Annotated in this window: 13 protein-coding genes; 9 read left to right on the top strand and 4 right to left on the bottom strand. The window is 33.5% G+C overall.

Features of this window, described 5'->3' with window-relative positions:
* Window positions 1-650: 650 nt before the first annotated feature.
* Entirely contained in the window at window positions 651-4,700 is a 4,050-nt protein-coding gene (locus tag HAV12_RS08635; protein ID WP_171569288.1) for a two-component regulator propeller domain-containing protein, read from the bottom strand.
* Window positions 4,701-5,134: 434 nt separating this feature from the next.
* On the opposite strand from HAV12_RS08635, the gene HAV12_RS08630 reads away from it, so the two are divergent.
* A complete protein-coding gene (locus tag HAV12_RS08630; RefSeq protein ID WP_171569287.1) occupies window positions 5,135-5,557 on the top strand; it encodes a response regulator in 423 nt (140 codons plus the stop codon).
* Window positions 5,558-5,629: 72 nt separating this feature from the next.
* Here HAV12_RS08630 and HAV12_RS08625 read toward each other — a convergent pair whose 3' ends face one another.
* Window positions 5,630-7,351 (bottom strand): FAD/NAD(P)-binding protein, encoded by a 1,722-nt coding sequence (locus HAV12_RS08625; protein ID WP_171569286.1) that lies wholly within the window; start codon window positions 7,349-7,351, stop codon window positions 5,630-5,632.
* A gap of 496 nt (window positions 7,352-7,847) precedes the next feature.
* Entirely contained in the window at window positions 7,848-8,843 is a 996-nt protein-coding gene (locus tag HAV12_RS08620) for a helix-turn-helix transcriptional regulator (RefSeq protein WP_171569285.1), read from the bottom strand.
* Between the two features lie 230 nt (window positions 8,844-9,073).
* Between HAV12_RS08620 and HAV12_RS08615 the strand changes: the two genes are divergently transcribed.
* The 6 genes from HAV12_RS08615 (at window position 9,074) to HAV12_RS08590 (ending at window position 15,500) form a co-directional block, all read left to right on the top strand.
* Entirely contained in the window at window positions 9,074-10,042 is a 969-nt protein-coding gene (locus tag HAV12_RS08615) for an IPT/TIG domain-containing protein (RefSeq protein ID WP_171569284.1), read from the top strand.
* A gap of 567 nt (window positions 10,043-10,609) precedes the next feature.
* A complete protein-coding gene (locus HAV12_RS08610; RefSeq protein ID WP_171569283.1) occupies window positions 10,610-11,458 on the top strand; it encodes an N-acyl homoserine lactonase family protein in 849 nt (282 codons plus the stop codon).
* Window positions 11,459-11,518: 60 nt separating this feature from the next.
* Window positions 11,519-13,282 (top strand): DUF885 family protein, encoded by a 1,764-nt coding sequence (locus HAV12_RS08605; RefSeq protein ID WP_171569282.1) that lies wholly within the window; start codon window positions 11,519-11,521, stop codon window positions 13,280-13,282.
* 300 nt (window positions 13,283-13,582) lie between these two features.
* Window positions 13,583-14,404, top strand: a complete 822-nt coding sequence (locus HAV12_RS08600) for a helix-turn-helix domain-containing protein (RefSeq protein ID WP_171569281.1) — start codon at window positions 13,583-13,585, stop codon at window positions 14,402-14,404.
* 434 nt (window positions 14,405-14,838) lie between these two features.
* A complete protein-coding gene (locus tag HAV12_RS08595; RefSeq protein ID WP_171569280.1) occupies window positions 14,839-15,033 on the top strand; it encodes a hypothetical protein in 195 nt (64 codons plus the stop codon).
* A gap of 113 nt (window positions 15,034-15,146) precedes the next feature.
* Entirely contained in the window at window positions 15,147-15,500 is a 354-nt protein-coding gene (locus HAV12_RS08590; protein WP_171569279.1) for a DUF4260 domain-containing protein, read from the top strand.
* A 366-nt stretch (window positions 15,501-15,866) separates the two neighbouring features.
* On the opposite strand, the gene HAV12_RS08585 is transcribed toward HAV12_RS08590, so the two are convergent.
* A complete protein-coding gene (locus HAV12_RS08585) occupies window positions 15,867-16,226 on the bottom strand; it encodes a MerR family transcriptional regulator (RefSeq protein ID WP_171569278.1) in 360 nt (119 codons plus the stop codon).
* 122 nt (window positions 16,227-16,348) lie between these two features.
* Here HAV12_RS08585 and HAV12_RS08580 point away from each other — a divergent pair, with 122 nt between their 5' ends.
* Both HAV12_RS08580 and HAV12_RS08575 read left to right on the top strand, forming a co-directional pair.
* A complete protein-coding gene (locus HAV12_RS08580; protein WP_171569277.1) occupies window positions 16,349-17,233 on the top strand; it encodes an alpha/beta fold hydrolase in 885 nt (294 codons plus the stop codon).
* Window positions 17,234-17,572: 339 nt separating this feature from the next.
* Window positions 17,573-18,865, top strand: a complete 1,293-nt coding sequence (locus tag HAV12_RS08575; protein ID WP_171569276.1) for a DASH family cryptochrome — start codon at window positions 17,573-17,575, stop codon at window positions 18,863-18,865.
* The last annotated feature ends 199 nt before the right edge of the window (window positions 18,866-19,064 follow it).

The raw sequence follows: 19,064 nt of genomic DNA, 5'->3' as shown, positions 1-19,064 counted from the left end.
ATTCTGCAGGTTCCTTCTTAGGGGCAATGTCGACAGCTATTCTTTTTTGGGCAAAAAATCATGGCTGGTAAAAATTAATTTTTCGGTTTTTCTCATAATTATTCAGGTTTGGTTAATTGTTAGTCCTTTTTATACTTTTCTCTCTTATTCTTTTGTGTTTCGATATCGAATCTGTTTTTGGTTTTAAACCCGCAGCCTTTTAATCTGCGGGCATGGTAAATAATACATAAAACCAACTTTTACATCTTATCTTAAAGAAGGCTCAATTCTTTAAGCAGACAAAAACTTACCAAAAAATAAAAACTTATAATTTTCCACAGTAATGTAAACTTAACCATTACTATAAGTGCAAAGAAATGTTTAATTCAAATTTTCAATGAGGGGTAAAATGGAAAAAAAAGGAGGTCAAAATTGCAATTAACCATTATTTTAGACTAAAAATTAATGAGTACGAAAAAATAACAGCCTATTTTTAAACAATACGCAATTATGAATTTAGCCGGCATTTTTCAGCTACAACGATTGAAAGTTTTTTTAAAAGAATACTTAATAAAGATAAATATTGCTGCTTTGTCATTTTGAGGAACGGGAAATGACACGTTTGAACTTAAATAAAATGTTTTAAATAATTCGCCAAAGTGCCAGAAAACTTATTTTATAACATTCAAATCGGAGTTAAAAGAACTCTTATATTTTTTAATATATTCTGATGGAGTCATTCCAAAAAGCTTAACAAATTGCTGTCTGAAATATTTTGGATCTTCAAAACCAACCTCAGCACTTGCCTGAGTAATATTCATATCTTCCGTTAGCATCAGCATTGCGGCTCTTCGAATCCTAACCGAGCGAATAAAAGAATTTAACGTTTGTCCCGAAATGATTTTAATTTTAGTGTATAACGTTCTATGGCTCATCCCCATTTCGAGGGCAAAGTTTTTAATTGTAAAATCTCTTTTATGAATATTCGCTTCTACGATATCAATACATTTTATTAAGATTTCCTGATATTCAAGCGGAACTTTCTGGGTGTTTTCCTTTAGGGTAATACTGTCCAGGAAGTATTTACGCAAATTACTTCTATTCTTTAATAAAGACTCTACCCGCGCCACGAGTATATCATCATCAAATGGTTTTGTGATATAATCGTCGGCCCCTTCACTAATTCCCTGCAGATGGGTTTCCGGATTTTTTGATGCTGTTAATAAGATTACCGGAATATGCGATAAAGCATTATCTTCTTTAATTTTTCGGCATAATTCCAATCCATCCATTTCCTCCATTGTAATATCGCTTATTACCAAATCGGGCATATGTTTCCTGGTGAGTTTTAAACCTTCTTCTCCGTTTTCAGCACTGTATACAATGTGATTTTCTGAAAACAATTTAACGAGATAGGCTTTTATTTCTACATTATCATCAATAATTAAAACCGTTCTTTTATCTGTAAGCATCATTTTCTGAAAATCACTTTCTGAGATTGACGGAGCTATATTATGCTCTTCTATTTCATCCGGAATCAGCTCATCAAACAATTGACTTCGCTGGGGTACAACATTTGTAATTTCAACATCTTCAAAATGTGCGTTTCCTTTTAGAAAGGTTAGTTTAAATGTACTTCCTTTTCCAATTTCGCTAGTACAACTTACAGTTCCTTTGTGCTTATCTACAAAATATTTCACAATATAAAGTCCAATTCCGAAACCAGTTCCAACAGATACCTTTGAATTGATTTGTTTGAATTTTTCGAATATAACATCAATGTCTTTTTTCTCGATTCCGTCGCCGTTATCAGAAATTTCGAGTTCAACTTCATGCTCATTTTCAGCAAGTTTAAGATTGATTTCTCCTCCAACTGGCGTATACTTAAAAGCATTCGACATTAAATTGAATAAGGAAATTTCAATTTTCTCATAATCGCCTGTCATTTCAATATCATAATCAGGAATATTAAAATTGCAAGAAACATTTTTCTCTTTTGCCTGATTTACAAAACATTGATATACTTCATTACAAAGGCTATTTACATTGATAGTAGACAATCTGAGCGAATCAGCATCATTTTCGGCTTTACGAAAAAGCAACAACTGATCAACCAAACTCAAAAGTCTTCTGGCATTTCGGTGTGCAATCGCTAAATCACTTCCGGAAGAACCATCCTGAACGCTTTCTTTTTGAACTGCTTTTTTTAGCGGATTTATAATAAGCGAAAGCGGCGTACGAAATTCGTGCGAGATATAAGTAAACATTGACGACTGTTTCTCTGCAACTTCTTTTTCTTTCTTACTTTCTAATTCTGCAATTTTTACTTTATATTTCAGTTCTTCTTTGTTTTTATTGTACGCTATGTAAGCAAAAACAACTCCGATACCTGCTGCTACATATAATGCATAAGCCCACCAGGTTCTGTACCAGGGCGGCAGGACAAAGACCGTAATCAGACTTTCTTCTTTATTCCAGCCACCTTTAAAATTGGTTGTTTTTACCTTAAAAGTGTATTTTCCTTCCGGCAATCTCGAATAATTTGCTTTTCGGGACTGACCCACAAAATTCCATTGCTCGTCCCAGCCTTCTAAATAGTAAGCATAATTTATTTTGTCGGCATTATTATAATCTAATGCGACAAATTCGAGCGATAAAGTAGTTTGATCGTAAGGCAGACTTACTTCTTTGATTTTCCCCGAATTCCATTCTGAAACTAAATCAGTTTTACTTTCTTCAATCGGTTGATTGTTGACATAAAAATCACTCAGCAATAAATTATTTTCCTGATTAAAACCTTTAATTGCTTCAGGAAAAAAGATGTTAAATCCATTTATTCCTCCGAATAGGAATTCTCCTGTCGATAATTTTAAACCTGCATTAAAACTGAACTGATTGCTTTGAAGTCCGTCATTTACGGAGAAATTCCTAAATGTTTTTCTTTTCTTATCAAATCTGCAAACACCGTTATAAGTACTCATCCATAAATTTCCTTCTTTATCTTCAAGCAATCTTAAAATAGTATTCGAAGGCAAACCATCGTCGGTGGTAAGTCTTTTAAACGTGTTTGTTTTTCGATCAAATAATAACAATCCTCCTTCTTGTGTGCCCAGCCAGAGATTTTTATCCTTATCTTCATGAATACATCTTACAGGATTTCCGATTGTAATTTTATTGATTTTTTTAGTTCTTTTTTCAATAGAAAATAAGGATGTATAATTTCCTCCCCAAAGTTTTCCGTCGCTTGTTTCAGTAATACATTGCAAATTATTGATTGATGAGTCAAAAAGAGTAAAGCTGTTTTTGAGTCTGTCAAAAAGGTAAAAAGAACCTTCGTTGGTAGAACTTGCCCAGATATTTGCTTTAGAATCTTTGTAAACAAACCAAATATTTTTTTCTGTTTGTTTCGTAAACGGATTGTAACAGGAATATTGAGTTACTGTATTATCTTTAGCATTAATCCTGTTTACGCCGCCCGCCCATGTAGACAACCAAATATCATTATTATTGTCTCTTATAATACTGGTAATAAAACTGCTCGAAAGTTTATTGGCATAATTTATATATGAATTGTTTTTTCGATTCCAATATTTTAACCCTGCACCATCTGTTCCTACCCATAAATTATTTTTTTCGTCTTCGCAAAATGACAAAATAAAGTTTTCTGCAGGATCATTTCCTTTTGCATTATATCGAATACTTTTAAAATATTTAGGCGCATTGCTCAGCATACTTATGCCACCGCGCAAAGTTCCAATCCATTTATTTCCGGTTTTGTCTTCGAATAAACTCCAAACCGAATTACTTTTAACCAATTGATTGTCTTTTACAGCATTATAAGGAATTGCTTTTTTATTTGTTCCAACGACTTTATAAATACCACAGCCATCTGTAGTAATCCACATTTCTTTTTTCTTATCAATAAGAATATCGGTAACGCTGCATTTATTCGAAAAATAATTATCTGAAAGCAAACGTGATTTTGTATCAAAGAGATAAAGTCCTTCATCAGTCCCTAACCAAAGATTGCCATCTTCCGCAAGTTTCATTTTTTTTACTTCCATCGAAAGCGGAAATACTACTTCTAAACTTTTTGACTTGTAAGTGTAGGTACAAATCCCAACGTTACGGACATAAGCCCAACACCCTGTTTTTTTTTGATTTTCCTGAATTGCGGTTGCATCATAATTATTGACACTTCTATTGTTCCGTACTGTTTTCAGGGGAATATGAGTTCCGACAAATGATCCGTTTTCAAAAGCAATTAATCCCAGACTTTGAGAAGCAACCAGAACCAGCTTATTCGATACGGCACATATTTGATGTATGATATCTTTTAATAGCTGCGGTTTTTTATTGGCAAAAGTATATTCTACAGAATGAAATGCGGTTGCGGTTTTGTCATAAATACAAACTCCGTTTGCTCCTCCTAACCAAATATTTTTTTGAGAGTCGCCTTCAATATTGTAAATGGTATTGAACTGTAATGACTTTTTATCATTAATCCTGTTTCGGAATACTTTAAAATTATAACCGTCGTAGCGGTTTAATCCATCATAAGTTCCAAACCACATAAAGCCTTCATTATCCTGGTATATTGTGGTAACAGAATTGTTCGATAAACCATCGGATATATCAAGAAATTTAACTGGATAATCTTGTGAATATCCAGAAGCAGAAAAACATAGAAGTAAGATAAGATATAGGCGAAAATACTTCAAAATAACTTTTTTTATATTCTTGTAGAAAGTACAATTATAAGGTAATTTTATAAAATTTCAGAAAAATAAGCGTACAAAAGACACATTTTCATTGTTCTTCATAAATACCTGTACTAATGTATTTTTTTTAACAAAAATAACCTTCCAAAACTATCAGAAAAAAATGGCTCTGTCAGCTTTTTTTATTGAGACAATCGTTTATCCCGGTTTATTAATTGGCCATTAATTCTTTATTACAGTAGCAACACTTTACAATTCCTAAATAGTACAGGCCGGCTATTTTAGTATACAGCTGATATCTAATGAAATAGGAGTGCTTTTATTTAAAAAGAGGCATCTATCAAATATCTCTTGTCAAATTTGTAAAATATATCTATCAAAGTCAGAAGTATACTAAAAAAAACTTTACATTTAAACACTTAAAAACCAATCAAATGATAAAGAACGGTACTATCCTTATAGTGGAAGATGATGAAGATGACAAAGAGATTTTAGAGGATGTGATTGTCTCTCTTGGCAATACAAACAAAATCGTATGGAAGCTTAACGGAGCAGAAGCACTTTCCTTCCTGTGCAGCAGTGATGAAAAAATGTTGATTATTTTTTGTGATATTAATATGCCGATTATGAATGGACTGGAATTAAAACGTCTTATAGATGCTGACCCGGTTTTAAGAAAAAAAAGTATCCCTTTTATTTTTTATTCTACAGCAGCATCACAGCAAGCCATTGAAGAAGCTTATACTACCCTTAGTATTCAAGGCTTTTTCAAAAAAGAAAATGACTATCAGAAAACAAAATCAATAGTGAATGTAGTAATGGAATACTGGAAAAACTGCGTTCATCCAAATGTATAGAAATTAGTTCTTTTTTGTTTTGAACCTTATCGTGAATTTTACAAGCTCAAATCTCCTAATGAATAATAATTTTTATTTTTCTAAAATAGCATTCACTATGCGCAATGAGGCGGCTTCACAAAAATCCAAACCCGAATAATCAGGATTGAATCCGCCTATATAAGGTACTGCCATAATGTATATGTTTTTATTGAAAGCACCGTATTGGTCAATAATCTGAAAATTATCATTAATCGCTATTCCGGAAACATTTAGAAAATAATCGCCATTTTCATTTTTCTCCACTGAATCCTGTCCTTGCATAGAGGCAACGCTCCCCTCTTTAGGTGATTTAAATTTTAAACGAGCAGGACTTACAGCTTTTTGTGACAGCAGACTCCTGAAGGGAAAATCGTTGTATGCTAAATGTGGTTGTCCGACACAATCAACAAATGTTTGATAATAAACAGACTGATTTTCATCATTTTCATCTCTGAAATGATACAGAATTCCTCCTTCGCTTTGCGGTTCAACTTTACTGTCAGCTCCAACAGGAACGAGATCAAGTACACCAGCCTGATGAAGAGCCAGCAATTCTTCACATGATTTTTGGGGAACAAAGGCAATTACAATTGAAATTAAAGGCATTAGCCCTTTTTGGAGCCGCTGCATATCTTCGGCCGAGAAATATTTAGCCGGATGGTTCATCGCAAAACTCAAAACAGCCAGCATTTCTTTCCAGTAAATTGACTCTTTTCTTTTAATAGATTTCTCGGCTTGCGCATATTCAGCCTTTAAAAGCTGAAAGGGATCCAGACGTTCCCGCAAGTCCATCATGTGTTCTACAAAATCTTCAATAGAAAATCCTTTAATACGCTCATAAAATTCAGGTTCTTTTTCCCGGAAAATCTCTTTAAAATCCTTTTCAAAAATAAAATCAAGCGACAGGAATCCATCGTTATTTTTTCTGTGTTCTTCTATTTCTTCCTGAGTCAATAACGAATCATTAGACAGATGCGAATCTTCTAAATGAAAACGGACCGCAGGCAGCATACCGCTTCTGGAGTGCATCATAATTTTAAAATCAGCACTATCCGGAAATAATTCAAAATTAAGATTTCCGTCTGCTCCTGCTTCAAATATTCCATTATTCCTTGCAAGTGTTCTTATTGCATCTATAGCTGTTAACGAAGAACCCTTTACGGCAATGGGATGATTCAATTTTTGCACCAGTTTTTGAGGCGGATATGGCGCATCATAATAACCCGGTATTTTACCTTCATAACGAATTGGCCAGTTATGCCCAGTGCAGATGACAGCATAATCAAATTCTTTATTATTTTGATCTAAAGTTTCAATCCTTACTGTTTCATTTTCTAAATCGTAGCCCATATCTGTAACTGTACTATTAAAATGGACAGTTGTCGTAATTCCGGCCTTTGATCCTGCTTTGCGCAGTATTTCAAATTGCGCTGCAAGATAATGGCCAAAAAGCAATCTTGGAACTACCTTATATTCGTTAAACTGATCCGGTTTAATATTAAATCTTTGTAGTAATTCGGCAGGTGCGGTATGTATCCATTCTGCCATTGATGTAACAATTTGCGGCACTTCATTGTCTGATACATTGGTAATATGTTCATCATTCGCTCCTTCACTGCTGTATGGCATTCCCGAACCAAGCTCTGACTTCCTCTCGAAAATCTCAACCTCAAAATCATTTGCTCCTGATTCAACCAGTCTCTTATAAATAAAAAGTCCGCTTGGGCCTCCTCCTAAAATTGCAATGCGTTTTTTAGTATTTTTGATATCCATTAGAATTTAATTTATTGAATATTATTTATCTTTTAATTTCAATTAGTAAAGAATTCTGTAACTATAAGGCTATTGTAACAAAGATTTATCTTATTAAGCAATAAGTGATCTTCTTAATGTTTTTTATTCTTTAATAAACACAAATATCAGATGCTTTTTTTAGTTACGGTTTATATCTTTTGCAGAGGAAATTATATAATTAAACATAAGAAAACAGTCAATTACTTTTAATACAATATTAGGGATAGGATAAGGCTGAAAAAAATTCAGCTTAAAATTTAAACTGTATAGATATTATTGCCTGTAACAGAACTTATATCTTAGCACCTTTCAGAACCAACAGATTTAAACATTTTGTAACAATTTTATACGATTTGACAAATGCTGACGAAGGAACCTTTTAAAGTAAAAAATAAAGCAAAATTATTTCTTTTATTGATTTACATATGAGCTACCTAGAAGCTTTTTATTTTAAAATATAATTGGAGTATTACCGTTAGCTGTATTTTCTAAAATCATTAGATGACGCATATTTTTTTGGCTTGACTCCTATATGTCTCTCAAACATTCGGGTAAAATGGCTTAAGTTTGAGAATCCCATGTGATAGCCCACTTCAGATATAGAAATTCTTTCCTCACGTATCATTTCAGCGGCCTGTCTCATTCTGAACGATTGATAATAATTATAAATGCTATTTCCAAAAACCTGTTTAAATAGATTTTGCATCTTAGATTTACTCATTCCTGAAAACAAAACTAAATCTTCCAATCTCGGAGGTTCATTAATATTTTCAAGAATTCTGTCTCTAACTCTGTATATAACCTTTACATCACAAGTATTTATCATACCCAATGAATCGTCGTTTCTTTTCAATAGCTCAACAAGCAACAGGTAGATTAACTGTTCCGCCTTAGCACGAAAATAAAGTCCATGTAGCTGCTCTGTTATATTGGCATTTACAATTTCTGCCGCCAAATCCTGAATTTCCGGAGATATAATTTCCTCGAACAAGAAAGACTGGTCACCTGAAATAATGGTTTGTATAAGATTACTATTCTCTCCGTTATCCAGAAGTTCTTTCAAATAATCCGAATAAACTACAATAACAATCGAGCTGGTTTTGAGGCGCGCCGGTATAATCACTTCTTCATCCAGGCCCACACTGCTAATCAACGCAGAAGGCAGGTTTGTTTTAGAAGATAAAAGTCCGGAGGGACTATTTACGCCATCGTTATTGCTCTTAAATATATTATGAAAGGCAATTATTACCAAATTTTTATCATTCTCAATATTCTCACGCCGCACCCTTCTCTCTGCCAGCAATTCAAAATTTCGTATGAATATCTGCATTTTATGATTAATCTTTAAACGACGAATATAACCCGAACCTATTTCAGGCGGGAAATTTAATACTCCGTTTTTAAGAGGAACACCAATAGACTTGGCCAGAAGGTTGATTAGAGCCCCCTCCTCGATATCATTAAAATCCATTAAGCTGTTTTTGAAGCGGTTAATTTATTATAAAAATAGCAGATAATAAAAAAACAACTACAGAATTACGATTTACGACTATTAATTAACCATATAAAGATATTTTTAACTTAAATCATTGAATAGTTTTGCAACTTAAAATTGATAAAAGAAGATAAATATCTCTGAATATCTACAGATAAAACCTTCCTTATAATTAAAAGACGTAAAAAGAACTTTAAAATTAAATTATGAAAAAAAGATTTGCCCTTGCTAAACTTACCTTACTTTCCTTATTAATCGCCTCGTGCTCCGGTACTGATGATAGCCCGGATCCTGTAGTAAAAGAGCCCGCGAAACCAGATCCGGTAGTAGTGGTACAACCTCCTGTTCCTGTTGTTGTTCCTGCCGCAACATTTACAAGCTTCTCCCCTCAAAATGCATATTTAGGAGATGTTATAACTTTATATGGGGCTAATCTGGATAAAAACCTCAAACTTCTTAGCGTCGATTTTGAAGGTGTGGAAACTGAAATTATAAGCGCTACCTCCACTTACTTAACAGTTGCGGTTCCCAACGATCTTAACAAGGAAGCCGTTAAAATAAGACTTAGGACTGCAGGAGTGGAAACTCCTCTCACATCTAAAGAGGATTTCCATTTAAATGCTCCGGTAATCAATTCGATCTCTCATACCAAAGGTTTTTCAGGACAAAAAGTGCTTATAAAAGGTAAAGGGTTCAGAAATTCATACCATATTGGTCAGATAGCCTTTAATGGTGTAAATATCGAAGCCCCTATAACAAACGTTGGAAATTCGGAACTTACAATGACTGTTCCAAAAGGAATAGATTCCGGAAAATATCCAATCACTGTTACTATTGCAGGAATGGCAGCCACAGCTCCCAGCTTATTTGAAGTGATCGTTCCAACCATCACATCGATTACTCCAACTAGTGGTCGTAAATATACTATAGTAACAATTACCGGAACGAATCTCAAAGATATATACGGATTAGGAATAAATCCTAGTGTGTTTTTTAGAGATGTTGATGCTCAAAATAATTTAGGAACCATTTCTGGTACTATACAAAGTTCAGGAGAAAACAAAATAGAGGTAAAAATTCCTGATAATTTGAAAGAAGGAAAAACATACAGAGTACAGCTTAGTGTTGTATCAGGCAGAGCTGAGGCTAAGGAAACTTTTATCTATACAAAATAACTTCTAATACGGAAATATTGGGAGTAGTATCTTTTACGATTGAAGCCTTAAATCAATCTGAACATTAAAAGATAATTTAAAATCCGCGCTATACCGGTTTCTGTTTTCAGCGACAGCGTTATTTGGTACAGCATAAAGTATTCTAATGCTTTTATCAAACAAGATGAAGTGTAGGGAAATTTCACAGTCCTGCTATGTTATCAGTAGCGATATCCACTCACGATCTTTAAATAAAAAGATCGTGAGTTTTTTTTATAACGTTAGATTTTAATTATTTCCTTAGACACCTGTCTTTTTTTAAAATTTTATAATTAGGATTACTTAAAACCCGACACTCTTTTTGAAATAATTTTAAACAAATAAGGTGCTAAAAATCAATATCTTGCTGTAAAACAGCATTGACATTTCATTAACAAACTTGTCAATCTATTAACAGTACAGGGTACTTTTTGCGAATATATTTGTCATATCCAAGCATAAAAAATCAACCTTATAAAGCTCAAAACCAATAGGATTATAAACCGGATTCCCACAACAGGAAAAATAAAACCTTTAATACATTAAAACATGCGAATCTCCCTTCTGTCAGTTTTCCTCTTTATCATAAATTACGGAACTCTTTTTTCACAAACACCAAATTACGAAGTCTATGCTTTAAAGTTTGCATCAATCGAAAAATTACTTCCCTTAGCTGTAAATGTTATAGATGCCCCTGAGAATGAAACAGTAGATCCTGCCTTTATTTTTTGGCTGATAAGAGATCCTAAAGGCAAAAATATATTAATCGATGCAGGATTTTTAAATGACATACCACAGGTAAAAGATTTTGGAATTACGAAATATGTTCAGCCTGATAAAATGCTTGCCGGACTTCATCTAAAAGCAGAAGATATTACCGACATTATCCTAACCCACCCGCACTGGGATCATATGGGCGGTATTGCTCTTTTTCCTAACGCACAAGTATGGATTCAAAAGGAAGATTATAATTATTTTGTTGGAAATGCATGGCAGCAGGAAGGACATAATGGGGGTTTTAACAAAGAAGATGTACGCAAATTAACTGAACGAAATCTGGCAGGTAAACTAATGCTTATCAATGGCGATAATCAGGAAATTATGCCGGGTATTACGGTTTTTACAGGTTCACAACATACTTTTGATTCTCAATATGTATTAATAAAAAGTAATACTGACAAAATAATAATTGCCTCAGACAATGTTTTTACTTACTATAATCTGGAACATTTAAAATCTGCTCCGGCACACGCAACTTTTAATACAGAAGCTTATGTTAAGGCGATGGTTAGAATGAAAACATTAGTTTCAGATATTAAATTTATTATTCCCGGACATGATAATTTATTGTTTTCAAAATTTCCAAAAATCACAGAGCGTATAATTAAAATTAAGTAAACTCCTAACCCGGTTTCTTTTTTTAATCGCACAATAAACCTGAATTGAAACTTTTTTTATATGGCAAAAAAATTACTCCTTACAATAATCCTGTCGGTTCTGCTATTAAACTGCTCTTCTACTGCTACTGTAAAAACAAATCCAAAAAATAAATTTAGCTTACTACTAAAAGATTATCAGGCAGAATCTTCTAATTTGTATCCCAAAATTCAAAATAGTCTATCTTCAAAATACAGACATCGAGCGGGAAACTTTTTTAAAAATTATAAAAGCAGGCTTACATCAATTGAAAGAGACAAACTTTCAGAAAATGACCAAATGAGTTACGATATTTTACTTTGGGAATGTGAAATGTCAGTAGAGAACTTACATTTTAATGAGCAGCTAATGCCTTTGGATCAATTTGGTTCTGTTCCTTTAGAGATCGCTCAATTATCAGGCGGTGGCAGCAAACAGCCCTTCAAAACTATTAAAGATTATGACAATTGGCTTTTGCAGCTAAAACAGTATGCAAAGTGGTGTGACGATGCGGTAGTAAATATGAAAATTGGAATTGATAAAAACTATACCATTCCAACTGTATTAGCAGAAAAAGTCATTACTCAAATTGCAGCACTGGATCATGGACCGGTTTATGATCATCTGTTTTTTAATCCCGTAAAAAAGATTCCTGCTGAGTTCTCATCCGGAGAAAGAATCCGAATAACAAAAACGTATGAAAATTGCATCGAAAAAATAATAATACCAGCCCATCAAAGATTAAAAGCTTTTTTACAAAGTCATTATTTACCGAATTGCCGCTCAACTTCAGGAATTAATGCAATTCCCGGCGGTAAGGAATATTACACCTATCTGATAAAGTCGTATACCACAACCACAAAATCAGCCGATGAAATTTTTCTTATGGGTCAGAGTGAAGTAGATCGTATTACCAAAGAAATGGAAACGATAAAAATGCAGCTTGGGTTTAATGGAGAATTAAAAGCCTTTTTTGAGTATCTGCGAACTAAAAAGGAATTGACACCCTTTACACTGCCAGAGGAGGTTATTGCAAATTTTGAAGCTATACATGAAAAAATAAAACCAAATCTCAAAACTTTATTTGATAAAATACCTAAAGGAAACTTTGAAATAAAGAGAGTTGAAAGTTTCAGGGAATCAACCGCAAGCCACCAATATTATCCTGGCTCGGAAGATGGTACACGTCCGGGTATCTTTTATGTTCCAATTCCTGATGCATCCCAATACAATATACTCTCAGATGAGGACACTTTTTTGCACGAAGCTGTACCGGGCCATCATTTTCAGATTTCCTTACAACAGGAGAACGATTCAATTTCCAATTTCAGAAAACAGTTGCTTTACAGTGCCTACTCAGAAGGCTGGGCATTGTACGCGGAGTCATTAGGCCAGGAACTCGGAATATATTCAGATCCATATCAGTATTTTGGCATGTTATCAGCAGAAATGCATCGTGCTATCCGCCTCGTTGTCGATACAGGAATACATTCTCAGCGATGGACACGTGAGCGGGCTATACAATACTCCCTTGATCATGAAGCGGCAACTGAGGGAAAAATTGCAGCAGAAATTGAAAGATATATGGCAAGACCCGGCCAGGCGTTATCTTATAAAATAGGACAGCTTAAAATTATGGAATTACGCAACAGGGCTGAAAAGCAGCTTGCAGAAAAATTCAACATCGCTCAATTTCATGACCAAATTCTGAATTCAGGAAGTATTCCACTTTCTATACTCGAAGATAAAATTATACGATGGATAGAAAATCAAAAGAAAAATAATCAGCCCATTCATTCACTATGAAAAAAATGTTAAGGTGATGAGCCTTTAAAAAATGATCTTAAAATCAGAAGTTAATCGGTTGCAAAAAATGGTTTAATAAAGAAACAACGATAACGTAACTAGTTTGCTAGCAAACAAATGATCCATTTGAAAAGCGAAATAAAAATTTACGATTTAGGACTATTAATTAACCATATGCGGATATTTTTACCTTAATGCATTATATAATTTTGATCTGTAAATAATGTTTTCAGGAAACTAAATTCGCACTTGACCTGAACAAAATAAAGTTTAAAAAATTAAAGTCAGTTATTAAAGGAAATGACCGAAAATAAGTCTGAAAATAATACTTTCAGGATAGTTCTACCGGAAGCTTTTAGAGAAATCTTTTCACATTTTTATTTCGCAGAAAATAAAACCGCTGAAATCATAACCAATACTTTACTTCCCTCCTACCAAACCATTTTGATATTTAATTTTGGAGAAAAACCATATCTTCATTCAAAACAAAATACACGCATCGAAGTAGATAAATACCTTATGCTGGGGCCTATAAAACAAGCATTTGACTACACTTTACCGCCCAATGCTGAAATTCTGACGGTTAACTTTAAAAATGATGCCTTTTATCGTTTTTTTGGTAATACTTCTGTTTCCGAAAATGTACCATCGAATATGGATGAAGTGACAGATCAGGACTGCTTTAGTATACTTTGGCACGGACTCAGCAAAATAAACAATATTGACGCTAAAGTAAGTCACATATTTAAATTCAGTGAGCCTTACCTTTTGACCCGAAACAAAATTGCCGGACAATTAGCCAATTTTAAAGACCAATCCTTAAATTCAATAAAATCAATTGCCTGCAAAAATAACCAGACGGAGCGCAATACGCAGCTAAATCATAAAAAACACTTTGGTTATTCTGCAAAAGAGTACAATCGTTACGAAAGATTTCTAAGCGCCATTGAAATCATAGAAAAACTTGCTTCAACTACTTCAAAAATAGATTGGTTTGAAGTAGTTGCCACATGCGGCTATTATGATCAGAGTCAGCTCATCAATGATTTTAAACACTATATAAATCTCACCCCAGCCAAATACCTCAAATTCCAGAAGGACATCTGCAACCCGATAACCTGATTTCGTTTTCTTCCAATTTTTGCCGATAAGGACATCGTACATTTGTTTCAATCCATTTATTAAAATATAAAAAAAATGAAACACTTGATTATTTACTGTCATCCCAATCCGAATAGTTTAAACAGCTACCTAAAGAAAATTCTTTGCAGTACATCTTGAAGAGAATAATCATGAAGGAATTTAAAGGCAAAAAAAATACTGCTGACAAATCACTCCCGAAGTACATTAAAGCATAACCCAAAATAAGAAATGAAACGGACTAAATACGTTGCTATTAGATGTTCATTATATTTTGAATGGAGCCTTTTACGGTTTGGTACTATCATAATACACGGTTATAAATCAAAAGGCCGAAAATGCTTTTCGGCTTAGGTCAGCCAGTACTATCAATCAAGCTTTAAAATCTTATTACAACAAAATTTAAAATTATTATAATGATTGAAATATTTATAACAAGTATTCATAATAAAAAAAATAGTGAACGAATTAAAATTGAAATATTAAAAACAGATTCGGATTTAAAAATAACCTTTGACTTGGAAGACATAGACAGAGTCCTAAGAGTGGAAGGTATTGCTGTTAATAAAATAGTAAATAAACTTGGTTTCCAATGTTATGTGATGCTATAACAGTCCTGGGGTACTATTGTATCAAGATCCTGAATTAAGAACAGCACTTAAATCCAGTTGCCGGACTAACATTTAAAAACAAAAAACAAACATTAATTATAAAAACAAATCTTATGGAAATTCTAATTCAAATTGAGGAACTAACAATGTTTCTGGGCTGTGTATATTTATTCTCACGCTTAAATTTAAAATGGTGGTGGTTTCCACTTTTATTAATGCTGCCTGACTTTGGTATGCTTGGTTATCTCATTAATCCTACAGTAGGTTCCATAACTTACAACATTGTTCACTTTAAAGGTGTTGGTGCTGCATTGGGACTTTATGGACTTGCAAAAGGAAATCGTAACTTAATGCTTGCCGGCATAATCCTTCTTGCCCATGCCACTATGGACAGAGCTATAGGCGCGGGTCTGAAATACCCTGATGGATTTTGGCATACCAATTTAAGTTCAAAGGTATTCTGGTAATATAGAATAATTGCCTGTCTTGCGGTTAAAAGCTACATTAGAATAAATTAAGAAATTTAAATTTTAAATTTTAACCGCAAGGCATACTGGGGAAAAGCGCAAAGTTCGCAAAGTTTACTATTTTATATTCTTTTTTCATCACTCCCCATTTATGGCCTATTAGCATTTTTTGTTGTGTGAAACTTGATTTTAATTTTCATTTTCACACAGCAGTTATGCGAAAAGTATTTTGTGGAGTTGCTACCTTTCCGTTCCAAAAATTAAGGCGGTCTGTCTTCAACCTCAGGAAGAAAATTGAAAATACTTGATAATTAATTTAAAAAAAAGACAACGTTTTTTCCTTTGGAATTTAGGCAATCATTTAAATTACTCATTCTCAATATTATTTTTACAAATGGAAATTTGTTTTTTCATTATTTTCAGTTCTTTCATTTTTTCATCTATTTGAATTAATTTTCTATCCAGAACTTCAATTTTTGCCTTTTTACTTATTTGTTTTTCATACCAGGCATCAACAACTTCTTTAATTTCAGATAATGTAAAACCAACAACTTTAGCCATTTGGATAAAGTTTAATTTTTCAATGACATCATCTCGATAATAAATATAGTTATTGGTCGTAATTTCCTTTTTAGTTTCGCCACTAAAAAGTCCGAATTTTTCATAAAAACGGATTGTCCCGATTGGCACTCCTGTTTCTTTTGATATTTGACTGATTAATTTCATTTGTTAAAAAATTCATAAAACATAAACCATACAGTATACTGTATACTTGTGAGTTGCAAATATAGTATCTAGCTTTGCATCTCACAAGTTGTAAAATATAAAAAAAATTAAATTTATAATCAATGGAAATACAATATTCAGACGAAGAACTCATAAAATTAGTGCCTAATTTTGAGACCCATTATGCAGATGTTAATAGTACCAGGATTCATTATGTTGCAGGCGGAGAAGGTCAACCGTTACTTTTAATTCCGGGCTATCCTGAAACTTGGTGGGCTTATCATAAAATAATGCCTTTACTTGCTTCAAAGTATCGTGTCATCATAGTTGAAATGAGAGGAATGGGTAATTCTTCCAAGCCAATAGATGGTTACGAAAAAAAGAATATGGCAAGAGATATTTACGAATTAACACAATTGTTAGGCTATGAGAAAGTGAACATTGGCGGACATGATATTGGTGCACACACAGCTTATAGTTTTGCTGCTAACTATCCTGAAAAAACTTCCAAGCTTATCATTTTAGATACTCCACATCCTGATGCCGGAATGTATCAATTGCCTATGCTACCCATTTTAGGAGCTCAATATTTATATCCCTGGTGGCTAGCATTCAACCAAGTAAAAGATTTACCTGAACAACTTCTTGAGGGAAGAATGAACATTATAATAGAATGGCTTTTTGAAAAATTATTAAAAAACAAAAACAGTGTTACCAATTTTGACAAGACCGTTTATACACAAGCATATAATAGCAAAGATGCCATACGTGCATCAAATGCTTGGTATCAAGCATTCCCACAGGATATTGAAGATAGCAAAACCTATAGCAAGCTTACAATGCCGGTATTAGGAGTTGGCGGAAGCGGTTATGATATGCTACAAATGACTTTGCCAAATACAACAACTGATTTGCAGCTTAAAAAAATTCAAGATAGCGGACATTTTATATTGGCAGAAAATCATGAAGAAACAGCAAATTATATAATTGAATTTTTAGAACAATAAAAGACAGTACAATAAAACTACTAACAACATTCAGTGATCCTACACAAAAAATCGCAAGCATTGACCTATTGATAAAAAAGGGAACGAATATAACTTTAAATTTGCCATTGGAGATTGGTAAATTGCAGATTATAACATTTTTACATCTATCTTCAAAAAGCAAAATTTCAGATAATATCATCGACAGCAAAAACCAGAGCAGTAATTTTTTTTCGATAAAATTTCACTACTCACTATGGCAAACATGAATGAAAAATCACCTGTAATCCAAGAATTGGAATGATGTTAAAGTATGGCATACAACAAGTCGATTATTATTTAAAAAAACATAAAGAGCTTATGAAAACAGCGATAGTTTGGTTTAAAACAGATTTACGAATAACGGATAATGAAGCATTATTAAAAGCAACTTTACAAAATGAAAGTGTTATTCCGATTTATTGTTTCGACGATTCACATTTTGCAACAACAGGATATGGTTTTAAAAAAACAGGTGATTTCAGGGGCCAGTTCCTTATAGAATCCTTAATTGATCTGGATACCAATTTAAGAGCACTGGGATCAGGTCTGCTCGTCTTAAAAGGAAGGCCTGAAATCGAAATTCCAAAAATTGTAAAGCAATACAAAGCAGGTAAAGTTTATGCCAAACGGGAAGTTGCCTATGAAGAAAAGTATACTGAAAATCTGGTAAAGTCTGAGCTTTGGAAACTTCAATGTGAAATTTTAACCTTCAGCACCAGTACTTTATACCATGCCGAAGATTTGCCTTTTTCAATAAAAAATATACCCGATGTATTTACTGATTTCAGAAAAAAAGTGGAGAAAGATTCAGCAATAAGATTAGCACTGGAAAAACCTGCAAATATAAAGTCGCCTGACATTCCCGAACTTGATCTGCCAAATCTACAGCAACTTGGATTACAGAAAATAAGTATGGATCCAAGAGCCGCTATTCAGTACATTGGAGGAGAATCACAGGCCATAAAGAGACTGAATCATTATTTTTTTGAATCCCGTTCAATTTCAGCGTATAAGGAGACGCGAAACGGAATGACAGGTCCTGATTATTCTTCCAAGTTTTCTCCGTGGCTTGCCTTGGGATGTATTTCACCAAGGTTTGTTTACCAGGAACTTAAAAAATATGAATCCCTTTATACTGCCAATGAATCGACCTATTGGCTGGTATTTGAATTGTTTTGGCGCGATTACTTTAGATTTATGATGAAGAAATATCACAACAGTTTTTTTCAGAAAAACGGAATTAAAAATACAGATTTCACATCAAAAACAGTCGACTTTGAGCAACTCCAAAACTGGATTGACGGAAAAACAGGAGTAGATTTTATTGATGCTAACATGATCGAACTCAAATTGACTGGTTTTATGAGCAATCGCGGCCGCCAGAATGCAGCAAGTTATTTATGCAACGATCTGGCACTGGACTGGCGCTATGGTGCGGCTTACTTCGAGCAGCAGCTTATAGATTATGATGTGTGCAGCAACTGGGGTAATTGGGCTTATTTAGCCGGTGTAGGGAATGATCCCAGAGGCAATCGTTATTTTAATACAGAAAAACAGGCAGCAGATTATGATAAAAATAAAACGTTTAGAAATTTATGGTTAAAAGATTAGTGCGCCAATTTTTATCACTACCAGGTTTGGAATAATCATTAGATAAAGATGAATGTTCTGTACTAAATTTGTAGCAGACCCAAATGAGTCTATTTGGCTGGTACTTATTAGACTAATTTTTCATTTACTAAAAACAGCAAATACCGGATTGACGCCCGATTTAGATGGGATCAAAAAAAAACCCGCTTTATACCTATGT

Source organism: Flavobacterium sp. CLA17, from assembly GCF_013112255.2.
GTDB lineage: Bacteria > Bacteroidota > Bacteroidia > Flavobacteriales > Flavobacteriaceae > Flavobacterium > Flavobacterium circumlabens.
The sequence above is the reverse complement of the archived record's forward strand: the minus strand, read 5'-3'. Positions and strand labels throughout refer to the sequence as shown.